Raw genomic sequence first — 15,633 nt, forward strand, 5'->3', positions numbered from 1 at the left:
TTTAGATTATGTGGTTTGGCGCACGAGTTGCATTGAAAGAAAAATCAAGTAAATACCGGCAATACCTACCAGCGCGAAGATGATACGCGCAATAACGGAATCCTCACCAAAAATCGCCTTAACGAGGTCAAGCTTAAACACACCGACCAATCCCCAGTTCAATGCACCGATAATTACTAATATAAGCGAAATCCAATCGAGCACTGTCAATTCTTGCATGTTATTCTCCGTTATTAATGTACTGCCTTACTATAAAGCCGCTGCTCGGTTATCTCGTTAAGCGTGCTTACTGCCAGGCTCAAGCTAACTTACACTAAATATGTGAGCTAGCATACAGTTATCTCTGTAAAAAGCCCATCTTAATGACTTTTTCGTTTAAAGAATTACACTTTAAAAAGCTTTGTACAGTTAAGCTCAAGCTTGCCGGATGCTGGATAACGAGCAATTTTGTCATCGTAGAGCTGTTTCATCGTTACGCTGACTGTTTCGCGGGTGAGCCCAGTCATGTCTGCCAATAATTGGTGCGGTACAGCAAATCGCACCGGTTGCCAGGTGCCGCTGCGAGCTTTAATATGGTGCGTCCCCAAAAACTTTAAAGCGGCGATTAATTTACCAAGGCTAGTGGTTTTGGTGGCGCTATTTAAACGCACCAGTAATTCGTGAATTTCATCGAGTGATTGCTTTAAAAACAAGTTGTACGCCGAAACGCCATTGGCATTTTCGAGTTGCTCTTTGACCTCTGCGTAGGATAGCAAATAAACATCCGTATCGGCCAGCGCCGTATAAAACCAGGCCGATGGCGCCAGGCTCGTAGAAAAGCTTACCATCGGAAATAATGCCAGCGGCCCAAAAATATGGAGCACCTTTCGGCTTCCTTCATCATCAATATCGTGCATGCTCACTGCGCCATCTTTAATAAGAAACAGGTCAGGCGAGCGATCATCTGGATAGAGAATCGTTTGACCCTTGGCGTACGTGCGTATACGTGCGCGTTCAAGCATCGGCGCAATAACTGGATTCTGCAGAATTGTGGCCATATTTCTATTATATCTCACTTAAGAAAATCTGCTGTATTTACCTCTGAGCCCTGTGAAGTACTTCACACAGTATCCTTAAACCGTGTCACAGAGCCGCAATGAATAGTAGTACAGCTCTCTCAGTGCTCTGGCTTTACAGTAAGCAGTACAAACATAACGAAAGGAGGATTTATGGCAGATCCAAACAATCCAGGTCAGTTCGGTAATCGAGATGACACCGAAGAGCAGGCTCGTCAAGGAGGCCTTGATAGTACCGGCTCATTTGGCGAAGAAAACGGCGCCGATCCTCAGCAAGCCGGACAAAAGGGCGGCGAGAACAGCCAAGGTGGCGGTCGTCCGAGTAACGATGACGAAGAAGACGAAGACTAGCTAGTTAGTTATCCTATATATTCAAGAAAGGACCACATCCCCCTGTTGGTCCTTTCTTGAATATAGAGCCAACTGCAGGTAGAACTCGCCAGTTAATTTTCAATTAATAGTTTTTATTCTTTGTAGTATAGTGATGGGGTAGGCAACCGATGTGGAGGTACCCGTGCTTACTAGCATGAACTTTTCCGATGGCTACCGCCAGCTGTGGGCGCGTTATTTGCGAGTCGCAGATGCCATCGCGCCGTTTGCTGCTGAATACGACAAGACAGGCGCGGCGCCGGTAAAGTCGCTTGCTGCCATTAAGGAGGCCGGGCTGTTTGGCCTGGGAATTGCGCCCGGCTTGCCCGGGAGCTTGAACGCTGATGTTCGGGCAACCGTACTGGCGCTCACGGCGCTGGCCACTGCCGACCCTGCAACTGCGCTTGGTTTTAACATGCACATTTATGCCATGCGCGAAACGCACCGACAGCTGACCGACGAAGGCCGCCAGCTACTGGCAAGCCTTGGCAAGGACCGCTTGTTCAGTGCGCTGACCAGCGAGCCCGGTGCCAGCAGTGCGCTGCCTGAAACTTTTAACCCAAAGCTTCGGGTGGAAGAAACCGAGGGCGGCTTCCTGCTTTCGGGCGTTAAGAAGTTTGCTTCAAACTTCGAAGTGAGTGACTACGCGCTGGTTTACGCTGGTGATGGGCAAGGCGCCTTCATGGTATTGATCGTCGACACCAACCAGCCCGGATTGTCTGTCAAGGACATCTGGAATGAAGCTGCTGAGGGGATGCGCAATACGCGCAGCAACGAGGTGACCTTCGATAAGGTCTTCGTGCCCAAGGAGTATTTGCTGTACCGCGGGGATAACTTCCTGCAGTCGGCGCTGTACACCGATGATCGGCTGTTCTACTACACTTCGGTGTACATGGGCGTCGCCATTACCCTGCTGCACAAGTTCGGATACGAGCTTAAGACACGCAAGGCCGCCGGCAAGACGCTGCCGCTGATCTACCTGGAATCGAACAGCATTCCGTTCGGAAAGCTGATCGCGCAGGTCGAAGCAGCCTGGACAACGCTATGGAACGCGGCGACAACGGTTGACGAAGACGGCATTTCACCGGTAGCCATGGAGTCGCTGGCGAGGGCCAAGGTGCTGGTAGGGGAGGCGGTTGCCGAGCTGATTCACCAGGCTGATCAGTTGGTGGGCCTTAACGGCTTGCTCAACCCAACCATCAGTCGGTTCCTGCGGGACGGACGCACAGCGCGTATTATGCCGCCCAGTAGCAAGAACTGCTGTGAGATGCTGGCGCTGAGCTTCTTGGATCTGCCGCCGGTCGGCCAGAAGTTGACCTAGCAAAAAGCCTGGCAATATTCTTCGAGAGGGAGTGTTGCCAGGCGATTTTAATTTTAATCAAGCAAAATAGGTTAGAGAGCGACCGAAATAATACCTGCGATAATTGAACCAATTGAAGCTAAGAGAAGTAGAGCGAGACCGGCAAGCTGAAGTAAGCGCAGACGTCCTGGCTGATCTTGGATGCTTTGCTCTTCGATCATGGGCTCTTCCATGTGTTTAGTGTAGCAGACTTAGCGGCGAGCCGCAACATTTGCTTTAACCCTGGTGAGCATCAGGGTAGTGGCATTAAAATAGCGACACCTAATTTAAAACGGTATCGCTATTTTAATTTGGTCGCTTTACTTCCAGAACAAGAAGTACTGGATCATCCAGGTGATAATTGCCGCGAACAAACCAACTAGCGCCGGCAGCGAAGCCAGTTTCAGGTAGGCCTGGAAAGTCAGTTCCTTTAAGCTTCCCATCGCTACGATACCAGCTGCGCTGGCGAATATCAGCAGCGAACCGCCCGTGCCGGCAGTAATACTCACCAAGCCCCAGATGCGTGGGTCGGTAATTGGGAAGACCTCAATCGCAATCGCCACTAAGGCTGAGTTGTCTACCACGCCCGACAGCAAGCCAAGAATCGAGCTTAAGGCGATCAGCCAGCCTTCTGACGGTTGCGGGCCGACAGCCACTTCTGAAAAGTAGGCCAGCACGCCCAGCGAGGTGAGGGCGCCAACGCTGAGCAGAATACCAATAATAAACATGATCGAACTCAAATCAACCGACTGAATAATCTTCTCAATATTAGCCGTCAAATGCGACTGACGTGGCTTGCGGCTCTTATGGCGAACAATTTCAATAATTGCCCAGGTGATACCAAGGCCGAACAAACGGGCAGTGTATGGTTGGACATTTATCATGTTGGCAAGCAGCGGCAGCACAAAAGCAAACAGTGCTGAGCCAATAACCAATTTTTCGCTCAGCGAAAGCGTAATAGCGTCATCTTCGGTATCTAACTTTACAAACTCATCATCACGGAGTTTGCGGTAAAGAAACGCACCTGCCACTACTGTCAGCACCAGCGTCGGGATAAACGCAGTGGTGATCATATCAATCGCGCTAATCTTACCGCTCAACCATAGAAGTAGCGAAGTTACATCACCAATTGGCGACCAAGCACCACCAGCATTAGCGGCAATTACAATACCAGACGCCGCCAAAATCAGGTTGCGGCCGGTAAAGAAACGACGAGCAATTAAAATGAAACAAATAGTCAAACTGATGTTATCGAGCACCCCCGATAGCATAAAACACAGCGCCAACAGTAGTACAAACTGTCCGCGCTCGGTAATTTTTAATTTAGCTAATTTTGTGCGAATGAAGTCAAAAAACCGATAATGCGCTAAGATCTCAATCAGCGCCATCGACGCTAGTGAAAAAGCGGCGATACTGAAAACATTGACGGCAGTTTCATTAGTAATTGCGACGAAGGCTTCGCTATTATGACCCAAAATTGCCGCCAGCACCCATAGGGCGCCCGCCATCATTAAGGCAATGGCCGATTTATGCGTATTGAATTTTTGTTCGAAGGCGATCAGCGCGTACCCAAGCACAAACACGCCCGCACCTATCCATGCGACTAAAGGCATATACTTTCTTCTTTCCGTTAAGAGTTTTTTCTAATCCATTCCACACAATACTCCTGCTTGGTAAAAATTACAAGCTCAAAAAGTTAAGAAGTAGTTAAAATGCGAGAACAGGGGTGCTGTACAAGAAATGCTGATATGCTCAATGAAACTACGAAAAATCAAGATTAGAAACGGTAAAAAGCAAGTTTTATACTACATAACGTCCCTTAACAGAAAGGTGCCGCTCATGCGCGTTGAGCTGCCAATGTGTTTGTTTAACTTCGAAGCTGGTGGCCTGCAGCCTTCTGGCCAGTACGACTTTGGAAAATTGCGACTCGCGTTTAAGAATATTCGTCCGCGACCGGTGCTGATCGTCATTAATGAAGGTAAAGAGTGGGGCAGCAAGGGGAGTATCCCGCTGTTTGCAGCCAATTCTGCGCTTATGGCCGAACTCGGCGGCACTTACGAAGCGCATCTCGGCCATTCCGAGCGTGGTCCGTTTGGGCCAGCTATATTCTTTGACCCAAACGTGCTGGAGATTAAGTACTGGGGCGACGAACGAGTTCCTTACCTCGACAAGCGAAATCTCGGGCGATTCGTGGTGCGCGGGAATGGGCAGCCTTTTGAGGTGCTGGCGCAGCACTGGAATCCCGACGGCGGAGAACTCCGCATGACTGAAGCCGGTCGTGCAGCATCCTTGGGTAAAAAAGCTGTTCCTGAGCTGCTAATGGGTGACCTCAACGAAACTGCTTCGGGTCTTCATTTGCCGCAATTTAACTGGGAAATTGCCACACCAGGCTTCCGACGAGGCAAGGGCAGGCAACTCCCTGATGGCAGCTGGACGGCGTATACCGACAACGTCGACAGGCTTGTCGGCAAGTGGGATCCAACGTATGCGTGGGGGCATCCTAAAGCGCGCCGGTACGATGGCGAGGGTTTCCATATCGTGGCGGAGCTCGCCGCGAAAAGTGGCACCCCATCCAAGGAAGCCTTTATGCCAACGGTAAACGAAGGAGTCGATATTGGCGGTGAGCTGCTGATTGACTACATGCTGATTAATGCTGCGTGGCTTAAAAAGGGCGGCCTGGCGCCCAAGACTTACAAGGTGCATGTTCCTGCTGGTAACAACCGCCGAAAGTGGCCATCCGATCACCGATTGGTAAGCGCGACTTTCTGGCTCGGGTAGGGCGTGCTGGCTCGCTGTGCTTTCGCAGCGAGCCGTTAATCTTCTACGGTCTATGTTATACTCTCTGCGATAGCTAGCGCTACGTAGAAACCGATGACACTATGACACTAACTTTTTCGAGGAGAAGTGAAGTAATGGCCAAGCCAGCCGGATGTTCGTGTCGATGCAATCATTCTCCGGACGAGCGGAAGGTCACGCTCGAAGACTTCGTACCCGATCCCGATAGGACCCTCTGCGTCAGCTGTGAGTGTACCTGTGTCGGCTCAGACCCGAAGCAGTGTCCTTGCTGTGGTGTTCGTGATAAATAGCTAGTGTGCGGTTCGGTGTGACTTATACTCACGCCGAACCCTTTAATTTTTAGCTCTTATTCAATTTGCAACCAGACAATATGCTACACTCTAAATATAGCTGAATTTTGCAAAATCAAGGAGCCCGCATGCAACCAAACAACGAAAACCAACCCGTAAATACACCGGCACAGATGCCAAGCCCGGCCGCGAGTAGCGCCCAAACGCCACTACAGCCAGCAACGCCTTCTGTCGGAAGTGGCGCACAACCACCTAAAAAATCAAAAAACAAGCTTATTCTACTTATTGTCGCACTGGTGGTTATTGTTATTGGTGCAATTGCCGCGGCTGTGTTTTTCTTTAATGGCGCCAAGGCACCATCTCGCGGCCCAGCACTAACGGTTGGTTCAAATCCGTATATTTATGCCTGTAGCGTTTTCGATACCGACACCGTGGTGACTAATCTTAAGTTTGAAGGCGACAAAAACAAGCAAGTTGCCGAAGAGACCTATGCCTTTTCGCCATTTGATACCGAAAACAAAGAAATCGACATCCTAAAAGCGACTGGCCGCGAGAATATCCCTAGTGCCTGCCGCATTAAAACCGATATTCGCTTCGAAGATGGCCCCGAAGGCCGTGAGCCAACCTTTGTTCCGGCTACTTTAACCCTGCAGCAATTCGCAAACGAACAAGCTGCTATGGCAAAGTTCCTTGAAACAAAATCTCAGTATAAAAACGCCAAGCCATTGCCTTCAAATAGAGACAAAGGCTTCTTCGCACCACAATCCGAGGATTCAAAGTATCTAAATGTTTTTGTTCAGTACAAGAATATGCAGTTTGGTTATTCAATTCCACAGGGCAGCGCTACCCCCGAGGAACAGGCAAGCCGAACCGAAAAAATCCACGCCGAAGCTATTCGCCGCATCGAGGCCGGTGAAGGCCAAACACCTAAAAACTACACCGGTGTGAACAAAATAGGCGACATGCCGTTTATCGACTTATGTCAAAACACCTACTTCCCTAAAGTCGCTGAAGCCATTGGCGGCAATGCCGAATTCGATCTGGCGCTGTTTAATTCAAATCAAAACTACAGTCCGTCCGATGCCGAGAGCGATGCGCCACAAGCGATGTCATCAATCTGCAATACCTACTTCCGCACCGAAAAAGACATGGCCGCCCAAAGCGAATTAGCTAAGCAGCAGCCATCAGCCCAATTTGTGAATTTCCCACACCAGTTTATGGTGCAACTGATCATCACCAAATCGCCCGAAGATGCTCAAAAATATGTTACTAACTTCAAAAAAAGTGGCGATGAAGCCCGTGGGAGAGACTCATCACTTGGAAAAATTGAAGAAGTGCAGCTCGGCGATAAGGGCGTCAAAACTTTTAACGCCGCCATCAAGGACGCACCTTTTGATAGCTACCTGCACTATATCGCTAAAGACAATCACGTGTACGTGATTTCAATCATGAAGCGAGCCCAAACCGAACCTTACAAGACCGATACCACTCCTTTAACCGACGGACAAATGGAGAAAGTGTTTACAACCTTGGTTGATGGCGTTAATTACGCAAAAAGCAAATTGCAGTAACTTCCAAATAAACATAGCCCCTCATACATTAGCAGAGGGGCTTTTTTGTTGTTTACTCTCAGGATACCGTTAATATTGCTTTTTAATAGATTTTATGATATTATACATAAGCTGTAACTCGCGATAGAAAGGCGAGACGACATGAACATCCCTGCTTTAGTCTTCACTCTTAACGAAAACCCCTCGGCAACGATTGGAGAACGATTTCTTGACGGTCTCATCCGCGATGCTCTTGAATTGACTCGCCCCAACTCGCGCCATGCTCTTCCCGGACTTGAACCTACGCTGCATGACGAATTGACCCGGGCAAAGAGCGCACAAGAGAAGGATGCTGCCCTCCGGAAGTTTGCAAAAAATGCGAATGGGCTGATGGCAGCAAGGTAGTTCGTTCAGACATTCACGGCAATGCCCGCCAGGCACACCACCTGGCGGGCGCACCATTTCTGGAAATTATATTCACAATTTAGCTCGCCCTAACTTTTGCAGCAAGCGAAAGAATCAACCTCCAAAACTAACTAGGAAATAGCGCTATGATATCCGGCATCGCCGCAATATATTTTCCTGGCGCCGTTTTAAGTTCTGTTTCAAGTTGCGCACGGGGAAGCCAGGCGATCTGTTCAATTTCAGCTGTTTGTATCATAAAGCGTTCTAACGGCCAATCCAGTGTGACGCTGTACCACTGCACAAAATAGCGCGCCGGAAAGGTGATAAGCTGCTTTGGGCCAAGCTGAAACGGTACATCAACAATACCTAGCTCTTCTTGGGCTTCGCGGTAAATGGTGGTTTCGTACGAATCACCGCCTTCGACCGTTCCACCAACTGCCTCGGCCCACTTACCCGGGTCAACTTTTTTATTATGCTTTCGCTGTGCCAGTAACACGTCGCCCTGGCTATTGGTGATCCACAGCGAAGCAGTACGAAAGATATCTTTTTTAAAATCAAGCGCTGATCGATCTTTTGCTCCAATGATTACATCGTCACGGTTTACAACTGGTACTATCATAAAAGCCAGTATAACGCATCAAGCTCTTCTTGGTAGTTGACGGGCGTTAAATAATACGAGATACTTCATGATGGCCACGAGGAGGAGCATGATGGCGCAAGAACCTTTTGAGTTCAGCCACAACGAGCGTACAAAACGCGCCCGCTGGCAATTAACACAGCCCCTCGAAATGTCGGCAGAATTCTTGCTGGTTAATTCCTTAGTGGGGTTGCGTGATAGCAAGGAGTTCGAATTCTTCACTTTTGAGGACAACGTGCTGGACGTACAGTTTGGCAATAGCCATACCAAGTACCACATCACCGAATTGCTTTCGACGCTACACCGAGCCGTTATGGAAGCTGTCGAGCACGCTTAAACCGACCGAGAGGCAGGGTTGTCATGAATATGTCACAGTATCCCTACACGCACGAACTCGACCCGATCAAGCGCACCGCAAGCTGGACGCTCAATCACGCTACGCCGCCGTTTACCGATGAAGAGCTGAAGATCATCAACAATGATCTGCGAGACGACAAAACTACTGGGTTGGTAGCAACTTTTGAGGTAACTGAGCGACGAATCAGCATTCAGTGGCTCAAGCCAGAAGGATGCGCCTATACTATGGGATTGATTGTCGAAATTCTTCAAGATCGTCGGCGATAAATTTACGCCCGCACCCCATCGGTGCGCGCCCTAACTTATGCTACACTTAGCGTATGGCCACATTTAGTTTTGATATAGTTTCCGAATACGATAAGGGCGAAATGAATAATGTTTTTCAGCAAGCTCAGCGCGAAATTGACAGCCGATTTGACTTCAAAAATACCCCGGCTGCGATTGACTGGTTGCCCGATAAAGCCGGTTTTAAAATTATTGGCGCCGGCGAATGGCAAATCGATTCGATTTTAGATATTGTCCGTAAAAAATTAGCCAGCCGCAATCAAAGTTCAAAATCCTTAGACCTCACCAAGCCGGTGACTGAAAGCAATTTACGGGCGATGAAAGAAGTACCTTTTAAAGAAGGGCTCGACCAAGAAAAAGCCAAAATGATCACCAAACTTCTTAAAGACCGTTTTCCAAAAGTAAAAGCCCAAATCCAAGGCGCAGCCGTTCGGGTTTCAAGCGGCAGCAAAGACGAACTGCAGGCAGTGATGCGCTTATTAAACGAGCAAGATTACGACTTTACGCTCAATTATACGAATTACCGATAAAAATAGGTGTCCTCTCGTACCTCGAGAGGACACCATCCCCGCAAATCTGTGCCCTTACTTTTTTGGCGGATACTTGCTCAAAATGTTCGCAGCCACAGCCTCTACCACTCGATGTGTACTCTGAACAAGCCCCGGCACATCTTGCTCATCAAACTCATTCGAAACGTAGACCAGCAGGCTAAGTTCGAGATCAGTCGGATCGTCAGTTGTAAGCAGCTTGGCCTCTGGTTTTTTAAGATGCTCCGGGCTTTGCTCTGTCAGCTTCTGGCAAACTTGGTCTGCTAAGGCCTGCCTGTCTTGCTCGGTTAGCTTATGGCCGTTACTACTAAGCCAGAACCCGAGCACCATCCCAACATGAGGCTTCGGCACTGTATCATATTCATGATGTACTACCCGGAGAAGATCACTTCTTGCCATGAGGGCAGCCCCTTATCTGATAGACGACGCTTCCTCAAAATTATACCAAGTTACTACCGTTTTACAACTTGCTACTTCATCGCTATAGTGAAAGGGGCATCCTTTACATCTGAAAGCGAGGGGCAGTAGTGGCGGTCGTCAAAAACTTTCTTAGGGAAAGATCGAAGTTCAACGACACTCAGTATATTTACAAATTTTCACAGATGCTCGATATTGGCACAGCGAGTTTTGAGAATCGGCTTGATAAACCCCGTGCCCGCTCGCAGCACGATTCCATTACCGTCGAGATCGCCCGTGGCCTGCACGCCATTGAAGGTATCGTGGATTTTCACTTCGACCAGTACGAATTGACGATCAAAGTTAAACCTTTCCTAAGTGTGCAAAAGCTCGACGAGATAGATAGCAAGATCAAAAAGCTTTTTGCTTCGCTAGATATCAAACCGCTAGTGTTTGGCAAATAGCGCACCCGCCTAAAGTATCTTGATGGTGCTTTAGGCGGCAAATATCCTCAGCGAAATAGAGCCTCATATTGCTTCAGCTGAAATTGTTTTATAGAATAGCCCGGTAACTATAAGTGGAGACTACCGAAGATGGAACCTTTGCCTCAACCTGAATTTTCTGAACACCAACGCGACGAACTCGCCAGCCTGCTGCTCGGCGAACGGTTATTAACCGATGCCGAGGAAGCGGCAATTATGCACAAAGTAGAGTTGGGCGAACCAGTTGTTTCTGCCGAAGCCCTCGATGCAATTGTTCGTGGCTTCCAAACACCTAAACCAATCGATCCAATGCACGCCATCGAAACCTTCACTAAAGGTTCAGCCGAAGGCGCCGCCCTAATGCGTACCGACTTACAGCTTCCGCGCGATTGCCGGCATTTTGAACACGTATACGCAGTAGTTAATGGCCACGACGATTTTATGCAACTGCTACAAACCGATGAAGAGCGAGTGATTTCACGCCTGACCGGTTTTCTGCAAGATATTTTTAAACCTGTCGCCGTTAAGGCCACCGGCAGCAATCAAGCCCAGGCAAAATATAATGCTATTGGGGTGGCTAACTTATTGCCGCACATTAGCCCAGAATTACTAGCCAGCGATGCCAAAGAAGCGGTTGAAAAACTAGTAAATCAAGATTTTATTGGTGGCGCTTTACAGGGTCGGTTTTCGAGCCAGGCGCTTGAAGCGTTTAAGGCTAGCTTTCCCAAGCGCTTTCAAAGCCGGCTCGATACTTTTATGATGATTGCCTACTTGGCCGATGCCGGCGCCCACACCATTCACCGGGCATACCCCGACCTTGAAAACAACCGCGAACTCCGCTGCTGCATTCCGGCCGACCACGATGCTGAAAGCAAATCCTTAAGCCATCTCTTCACCTGGCTGCCCGATGGCCCGCTGGCGCTGCGCCACCCCTACCGCGACGTACTCACCGGCATGTTCCCTGAAAGCGACTTGGCCAAATATTTCGCAGATAATCACGACAGCCAACCTGAGCTCGGCCGTTTTGACGTTCCTTATGCCGAAGCTGCCCAGGCCGATGGCATTTGGTCGGCCCGTATGAATGTGCCTAATGCTAGCCTGCAGGAAGTGACCGAGGCCATTACGGCTTTTACCGCCGACACCCATTTCCCAATCTCAGCCTACCTGACCACCAGCCGCGATAAAGTAACGGCCATCGAATTCGTCCGCGACCCCAGCCGCAGCCGCACACCATCGGCGCCGCCAATCGATGAGAGCGAGCGCTACGCCCGTGCTTTCAGTGAACGATTTGATTGGCCGCTCGTAGAAACACCCCAAAAACAAGAACGTCCTGACGTTCGGGCTTGTGTCGGCCTGCTTGAAGGCTACGATAAAGATCAAGTCGCACACCCGCCAGCCGAAGCCTTAGCGCTGCTGCTCAAAAAAGGCGCTGGCGCTCTAGCCGTCAAAACCAACGTCGTCACGCTGGTTTCGGCTGCGTATTTTTACGACCAAAAGGAGGAGAGAGAAGTCGTTCGGCCCTACACCGAGCGCGTTATGGTGATTGAGGCCAACGCCAAACAGCCCGATGCTGACCCGCTTGCAGCCATCACTTACGTTGCCGGCAATTTGCAGCAGCATCGGATTTTTGCTGAACTTGGCGATAGGGATCGTACCGTTGCTCTGAGTAGAGCTTTATAGTGCTTTAAATTTGTTTTACTTAATTATATAATTTTAGTGGCATTGTTGGCACCGATTTTGGAGAACTCATGAAACAATACCTGCGTCGGGGAATCAAGCACATCGAGGTGCGAGGTGGACGGGCCGAAGTACGGTACGAGGAGCGGCCCGGCGAACAAGATGAACTGGTCATCGTAGAATCGGACCCCAACTGGAACGAACGGACCACAAAGCCTTTCCTCGGGAAGAAGGTGCTTGAGCTGACCGGCCCCGATGCTTCGCGACCGCCAGCGCATTCGACTTTCGGCGGTGTGGAAAATATCATCAACGGCCCTGTTCACGGAGGGGCAATTCAAGCTGGACACATCTCGGGAGGCGTCACCGTCCCACGTGGCACCGGCAAGATTCAAATCGCCGGCGAAACTGTGAGCCCTGGCCGCACCGGACCTTCCACGATTGTCATCAAGCTCCGACAGGGCACATCGCTTAAAGTAAAGCACCTCTGAAAAACGGCCCTGACTGCACAAACGCGCAGTCAGGGCCCATTTTTAACTTGCGTAAAAATCTTACCAGTGTTTAAATACTTACGCAGTTGACCCAAAAGCGAAAGGCAGAGCAGTGCCCGAAAGAAGTACCGACGCCTATAGCCTGTGGGAGATCGTGCTCGTGGGCAATATTACCTCCGAGATAGCCGATCCACCTGATAAAAATTCTGGACAGGTAACCATTCTCTGCCCAGAAGATTGCGAGATTGAGCCATTTGCAAACACAATTCGCGTACGAAATACTGGCCCCGCATTAGCAAATGTTGTGCTGCGCATTCCACCATCTGTGCGCCGTGACGTAAAAGTTACTAGACGCTAATACGGTAGCTGGTTACGCCGGATGACTTAACTCCGCAAAGCTAGTGCACCGTGAGCTTTCTGTTAGCAAAAAGAGCGCTCGGCGAGTGAGTGTAGCACCATCTTCGGCGCTACACTCACTAAAAACATATTTTGGCTTAACCATGCTACACTAAAACTAACTAAGTGGGCGCTTTTATATGCAACAATTCAAAAAAAACCGGTCTGGCTTTACTGTTCTTGAAGTAATTGTTACTCTTGCAATTATTGGCATTTTATTAACAATTGGCGTGGTGTCGTATACCGGCTACCAAATGCGTACCCGCGACACTGCCCGCGAAGCAAGTGCCCGTATCATTGCGAACGCCCTTGAAGATTACTATAACCGCAATGGCGAGTACCCGAATGTTGGCACCATGATTAGCACCGATCCAGAGGACGTCGACCATTTAGCGAATACTCTTCGGGTCGACCAAAAAGCCTTACTCACCCCAAGCGCACCCAGCGGTACGCTTAATTCGATTGTTAATTTTGCCAGCACTCCTGATTCAACTGCTAACGATGTATTTCGCTATCAGGGACTAACAAATGGCGCTTCGGGGTATTCCGACTGCACGAGCACCGGATGGACAGACTATGATTATAGTCGCCTCTACACTCCAAAACTTAGCGCTACAAAGCTAGCTGTAATTGTCTCTGAGCCGCGTTGCAAAGCCTTCAAACTCAGCTACAAACACGAAGCCAGTGACACCTGGAAATACATTAACAGCATCAATAATTAGACCTCTCGCGGAAAAAGCAGTACAATCGTCTGGAATGAAAGTATTTCCGCAAGAAAAAGTTATCCTGGAAAAAGTCGTCGGTGGTGGTCAAACCATCGGCACGCTAGCTGATGGCCGCCGGGTGTTTGTTTGGGGTGGCGTGCCCGGCGAAGAGGTGATCGTACAACTCACAAAGCGCAAGAAAAATTACGCTGAAGCGGTGGCCACCGAAGTGACCCTCCCTTCGCCGCAACGCGTCGCCCCAGAAGATCCAGAAAGTTATTTATCTACCTCGCCCTGGCAAATTTATAGCTTTGCCGCCGAGCAGCAGTACAAGGCCGAACTCATTAGTGAAGCGTTCGCACTTCACAACCTCCAGCTGCCGCACCAGGTAGAAATTAAAACTAATCAGCAGCAATATCACTACCGCAATAAAGTAGAATTTAGTTTTTGGTGGCACACCGATTCAGACTCCCTTGACCTAGCTTTCTTTAAACGCGGCGGCAACGGCAAGGTACCGGTGCACAGCACTAGTTTGGCCCACCCGGCGATTACAGCGGCCGCCGAGCGAATCATAGCGCAGCTCGGTCAAAAGCACAGCCAGGCCCGCAGCCTTAAAACCCTGCTGCTGCGCTGCACACAAGCCGGCGAGGTAGTGGCGCAGTTGTATGTTAAAGACGAAGCCGTCGCCCAAGATTTTACCCCAGCCGACATTCTTGCCTGGCAGGTAAGTGGTGGAGAAGTGATCTATTCCGATCACCGATCGCCCGCCAGTGTGATTACAAAACGCTACGCCCAAGCAGGCAATTTGTGGCTCGAAGACACCATTCTTAGCATTCCATTCCGCTACGCCGCCGAAAGTTTCTTCCAGGTGAATATTCCATTGTACGAACTGGCCCTCCGCGACATGCAGCAGTTTATTCCAAACGGTCCGGTGATTGATATTTATAGCGGTGTCGGCAGTATTGGCCTCACCATAGGTGGCGATCAGCTCACGCTCGTTGAAAGTAACAACGCAGCCGTTCAAGAAATGAAGCGCAACGTTCAGGCGCTCAAAAGCAGCGCCAAGGTCATCCACACGCCCGCCGAACAGGCCACCAATGCCATTACGGGTGAAGCAACAATCATCCTCGACCCACCGCGAGCTGGCTTACACCAAGCAGTGATCGATCGTTTGCTGGCAGTGAAACCCAAACGAATTATTTACCTCAGCTGCAACCCCGTTACTCAAGCGCGCGATGTCGCCCTTCTGCACGAACAATACGCCATTACCGCCCATACCGGCTACAACTTTTTTCCGCGGACGCCACACATTGAGCATCTCGCTGTTCTAGAGCTGCGGTAAATTTAGCGCGCCGCACCCCCTGTAGCTAACTGGTCGGTATCCGCCGGTAGCTAAATTCGGCTGCCGTGCGCCAAGCATTGCTGCTATCTGGGTCGAACTTCCGAATAATCCCTTCTTTAACCTCTAAAATCTGCACCAATGCCGGATTATACGGCGCTAATGTTCGATAAAAAGCAATGTCAGCCGAAGTTATATTAGTGCGCCCAGGAAAAACTTCTCGAAATTTCTCGCGGCCAATGCGATCAAAATAGTCGGGTTCGGTGCGGGGTGGCAAAAATAATTCGGCTTTAAGCCCCATTCGAATAACAATTTTGCGCACGTCGCCAAGCAGTAAGCGCGACTTGGCATTAATAAGAACAAATAATTGGTTCTTGGCGGTTAAAAACACCGTGGCTTCGGCCGTGTGACTAACCGGTGCCTGCCGAACAATAACGTGCTTCATTTCTAGCGCGACGCCAAATTGCTCCCGCGCGAGCCGTTCGATGGCCGTATCGTCATAGATGGCGTTGTTCATTAC

At 49.7% G+C, this 15,633-nt stretch carries 21 protein-coding genes; 14 read left to right on the forward strand and 7 right to left on the reverse strand.

Going from position 1 to position 15,633, the window contains the following annotated elements; all coding sequences use genetic code 11:
* Nucleotides 1-6: 6 nt before the first annotated feature.
* Both VD907_03785 and VD907_03790 read right to left on the reverse strand, forming a co-directional pair.
* A complete protein-coding gene (locus tag VD907_03785; GenBank protein HYG83974.1) occupies nt 7-219 on the reverse strand; it encodes a DUF378 domain-containing protein in 213 nt (70 codons plus the stop codon).
* Nucleotides 220-383: 164 nt separating this feature from the next.
* Nucleotides 384-1,037, reverse strand: coding sequence for a Crp/Fnr family transcriptional regulator (locus VD907_03790; GenBank protein ID HYG83975.1), 654 nt, complete (start codon nt 1,035-1,037; stop codon nt 384-386).
* Nucleotides 1,038-1,208: 171 nt separating this feature from the next.
* Between VD907_03790 and VD907_03795 the strand changes: the two genes are divergently transcribed.
* Both VD907_03795 and VD907_03800 read left to right on the forward strand, forming a co-directional pair.
* Nucleotides 1,209-1,406: a hypothetical protein gene (locus tag VD907_03795; protein HYG83976.1), complete on the forward strand. Its 198-nt coding sequence runs from the start codon at nt 1,209-1,211 to the stop codon at nt 1,404-1,406.
* 175 nt (nt 1,407-1,581) lie between these two features.
* Nucleotides 1,582-2,745 carry an acyl-CoA dehydrogenase family protein gene (locus tag VD907_03800; GenBank protein HYG83977.1) on the forward strand — a complete coding sequence of 388 codons (1,164 nt, stop codon included), beginning with the start codon at nt 1,582-1,584 and terminating at the stop codon, nt 2,743-2,745.
* A gap of 71 nt (nt 2,746-2,816) precedes the next feature.
* Here the strand turns inward: VD907_03800 and VD907_03805 are convergent, their stop codons facing one another.
* Together VD907_03805 and nhaD are read right to left on the reverse strand one after the other, a co-directional pair.
* Entirely contained in the window at nt 2,817-2,945 is a 129-nt protein-coding gene (locus tag VD907_03805; GenBank protein ID HYG83978.1) for a hypothetical protein, read from the reverse strand.
* Between the two features lie 138 nt (nt 2,946-3,083).
* Complete coding sequence (gene nhaD / locus VD907_03810; GenBank protein ID HYG83979.1) at nt 3,084-4,376, reverse strand: sodium:proton antiporter NhaD; 1,293 nt, start codon at nt 4,374-4,376, stop codon at nt 3,084-3,086.
* Nucleotides 4,377-4,602: 226 nt separating this feature from the next.
* Here nhaD and VD907_03815 point away from each other — a divergent pair, with 226 nt between their 5' ends.
* The 3 genes from VD907_03815 to VD907_03825 all read left to right on the forward strand — a co-directional run bounded on the left by VD907_03815 (nt 4,603) and on the right by VD907_03825 (nt 7,804).
* Nucleotides 4,603-5,541, forward strand: a complete 939-nt coding sequence (locus VD907_03815) for a hypothetical protein (protein HYG83980.1) — start codon at nt 4,603-4,605, stop codon at nt 5,539-5,541.
* Between the two features lie 436 nt (nt 5,542-5,977).
* Nucleotides 5,978-7,420 carry a hypothetical protein gene (locus VD907_03820; GenBank protein ID HYG83981.1) on the forward strand — a complete coding sequence of 481 codons (1,443 nt, stop codon included), beginning with the start codon at nt 5,978-5,980 and terminating at the stop codon, nt 7,418-7,420.
* 141 nt (nt 7,421-7,561) lie between these two features.
* A complete protein-coding gene (locus tag VD907_03825) occupies nt 7,562-7,804 on the forward strand; it encodes a hypothetical protein (protein ID HYG83982.1) in 243 nt (80 codons plus the stop codon).
* Between the two features lie 127 nt (nt 7,805-7,931).
* Here VD907_03825 and VD907_03830 read toward each other — a convergent pair whose 3' ends face one another.
* The gene (locus VD907_03830; GenBank protein ID HYG83983.1) at nt 7,932-8,423 is read right to left on the reverse strand and encodes an NUDIX domain-containing protein; all 492 of its coding nucleotides are present in this window, start codon (nt 8,421-8,423) and stop codon (nt 7,932-7,934) included.
* An 88-nt stretch (nt 8,424-8,511) separates the two neighbouring features.
* On the opposite strand from VD907_03830, the gene VD907_03835 reads away from it, so the two are divergent.
* The 3 genes from VD907_03835 to VD907_03845 are packed head-to-tail and all read left to right on the forward strand — an operon-like array spanning nt 8,512 to nt 9,613.
* Nucleotides 8,512-8,778, forward strand: coding sequence for a hypothetical protein (locus VD907_03835; GenBank protein HYG83984.1), 267 nt, complete (start codon nt 8,512-8,514; stop codon nt 8,776-8,778).
* Between the two features lie 23 nt (nt 8,779-8,801).
* Complete coding sequence (locus tag VD907_03840) at nt 8,802-9,065, forward strand: hypothetical protein (protein HYG83985.1); 264 nt, start codon at nt 8,802-8,804, stop codon at nt 9,063-9,065.
* A gap of 53 nt (nt 9,066-9,118) precedes the next feature.
* The gene (locus VD907_03845; protein HYG83986.1) at nt 9,119-9,613 is read left to right on the forward strand and encodes a YajQ family cyclic di-GMP-binding protein; all 495 of its coding nucleotides are present in this window, start codon (nt 9,119-9,121) and stop codon (nt 9,611-9,613) included.
* A gap of 54 nt (nt 9,614-9,667) precedes the next feature.
* Here the strand turns inward: VD907_03845 and VD907_03850 are convergent, their stop codons facing one another.
* Complete coding sequence (locus VD907_03850; GenBank protein ID HYG83987.1) at nt 9,668-10,030, reverse strand: hypothetical protein; 363 nt, start codon at nt 10,028-10,030, stop codon at nt 9,668-9,670.
* A 128-nt stretch (nt 10,031-10,158) separates the two neighbouring features.
* On the opposite strand from VD907_03850, the gene VD907_03855 reads away from it, so the two are divergent.
* The 6 genes from VD907_03855 to VD907_03880 all read left to right on the forward strand — a co-directional run bounded on the left by VD907_03855 (nt 10,159) and on the right by VD907_03880 (nt 15,116).
* The gene (locus VD907_03855) at nt 10,159-10,491 is read left to right on the forward strand and encodes a hypothetical protein (GenBank protein HYG83988.1); all 333 of its coding nucleotides are present in this window, start codon (nt 10,159-10,161) and stop codon (nt 10,489-10,491) included.
* Between the two features lie 129 nt (nt 10,492-10,620).
* Nucleotides 10,621-12,189, forward strand: a complete 1,569-nt coding sequence (locus tag VD907_03860) for a hypothetical protein (protein HYG83989.1) — start codon at nt 10,621-10,623, stop codon at nt 12,187-12,189.
* A 68-nt stretch (nt 12,190-12,257) separates the two neighbouring features.
* Complete coding sequence (locus tag VD907_03865) at nt 12,258-12,674, forward strand: hypothetical protein (GenBank protein HYG83990.1); 417 nt, start codon at nt 12,258-12,260, stop codon at nt 12,672-12,674.
* 112 nt (nt 12,675-12,786) lie between these two features.
* The gene (locus tag VD907_03870; GenBank protein ID HYG83991.1) at nt 12,787-13,032 is read left to right on the forward strand and encodes a hypothetical protein; all 246 of its coding nucleotides are present in this window, start codon (nt 12,787-12,789) and stop codon (nt 13,030-13,032) included.
* 178 nt (nt 13,033-13,210) lie between these two features.
* On the forward strand, nt 13,211-13,792 hold the full coding sequence (locus tag VD907_03875; protein HYG83992.1) for a type II secretion system protein: 582 nt from the start codon (nt 13,211-13,213) through the stop codon (nt 13,790-13,792).
* A gap of 34 nt (nt 13,793-13,826) precedes the next feature.
* A complete protein-coding gene (locus tag VD907_03880) occupies nt 13,827-15,116 on the forward strand; it encodes an RsmD family RNA methyltransferase (protein ID HYG83993.1) in 1,290 nt (429 codons plus the stop codon).
* Nucleotides 15,117-15,141: 25 nt separating this feature from the next.
* Here the strand turns inward: VD907_03880 and VD907_03885 are convergent, their stop codons facing one another.
* A complete protein-coding gene (locus VD907_03885) occupies nt 15,142-15,630 on the reverse strand; it encodes a hypothetical protein (GenBank protein ID HYG83994.1) in 489 nt (162 codons plus the stop codon).
* Nucleotides 15,631-15,633: the final 3 nt, after the last annotated feature.

Source organism: Verrucomicrobiia bacterium, assembly GCA_035629335.1.
Lineage (GTDB): Bacteria > Patescibacteriota > Saccharimonadia > Saccharimonadales > Saccharimonadaceae > DASUUR01.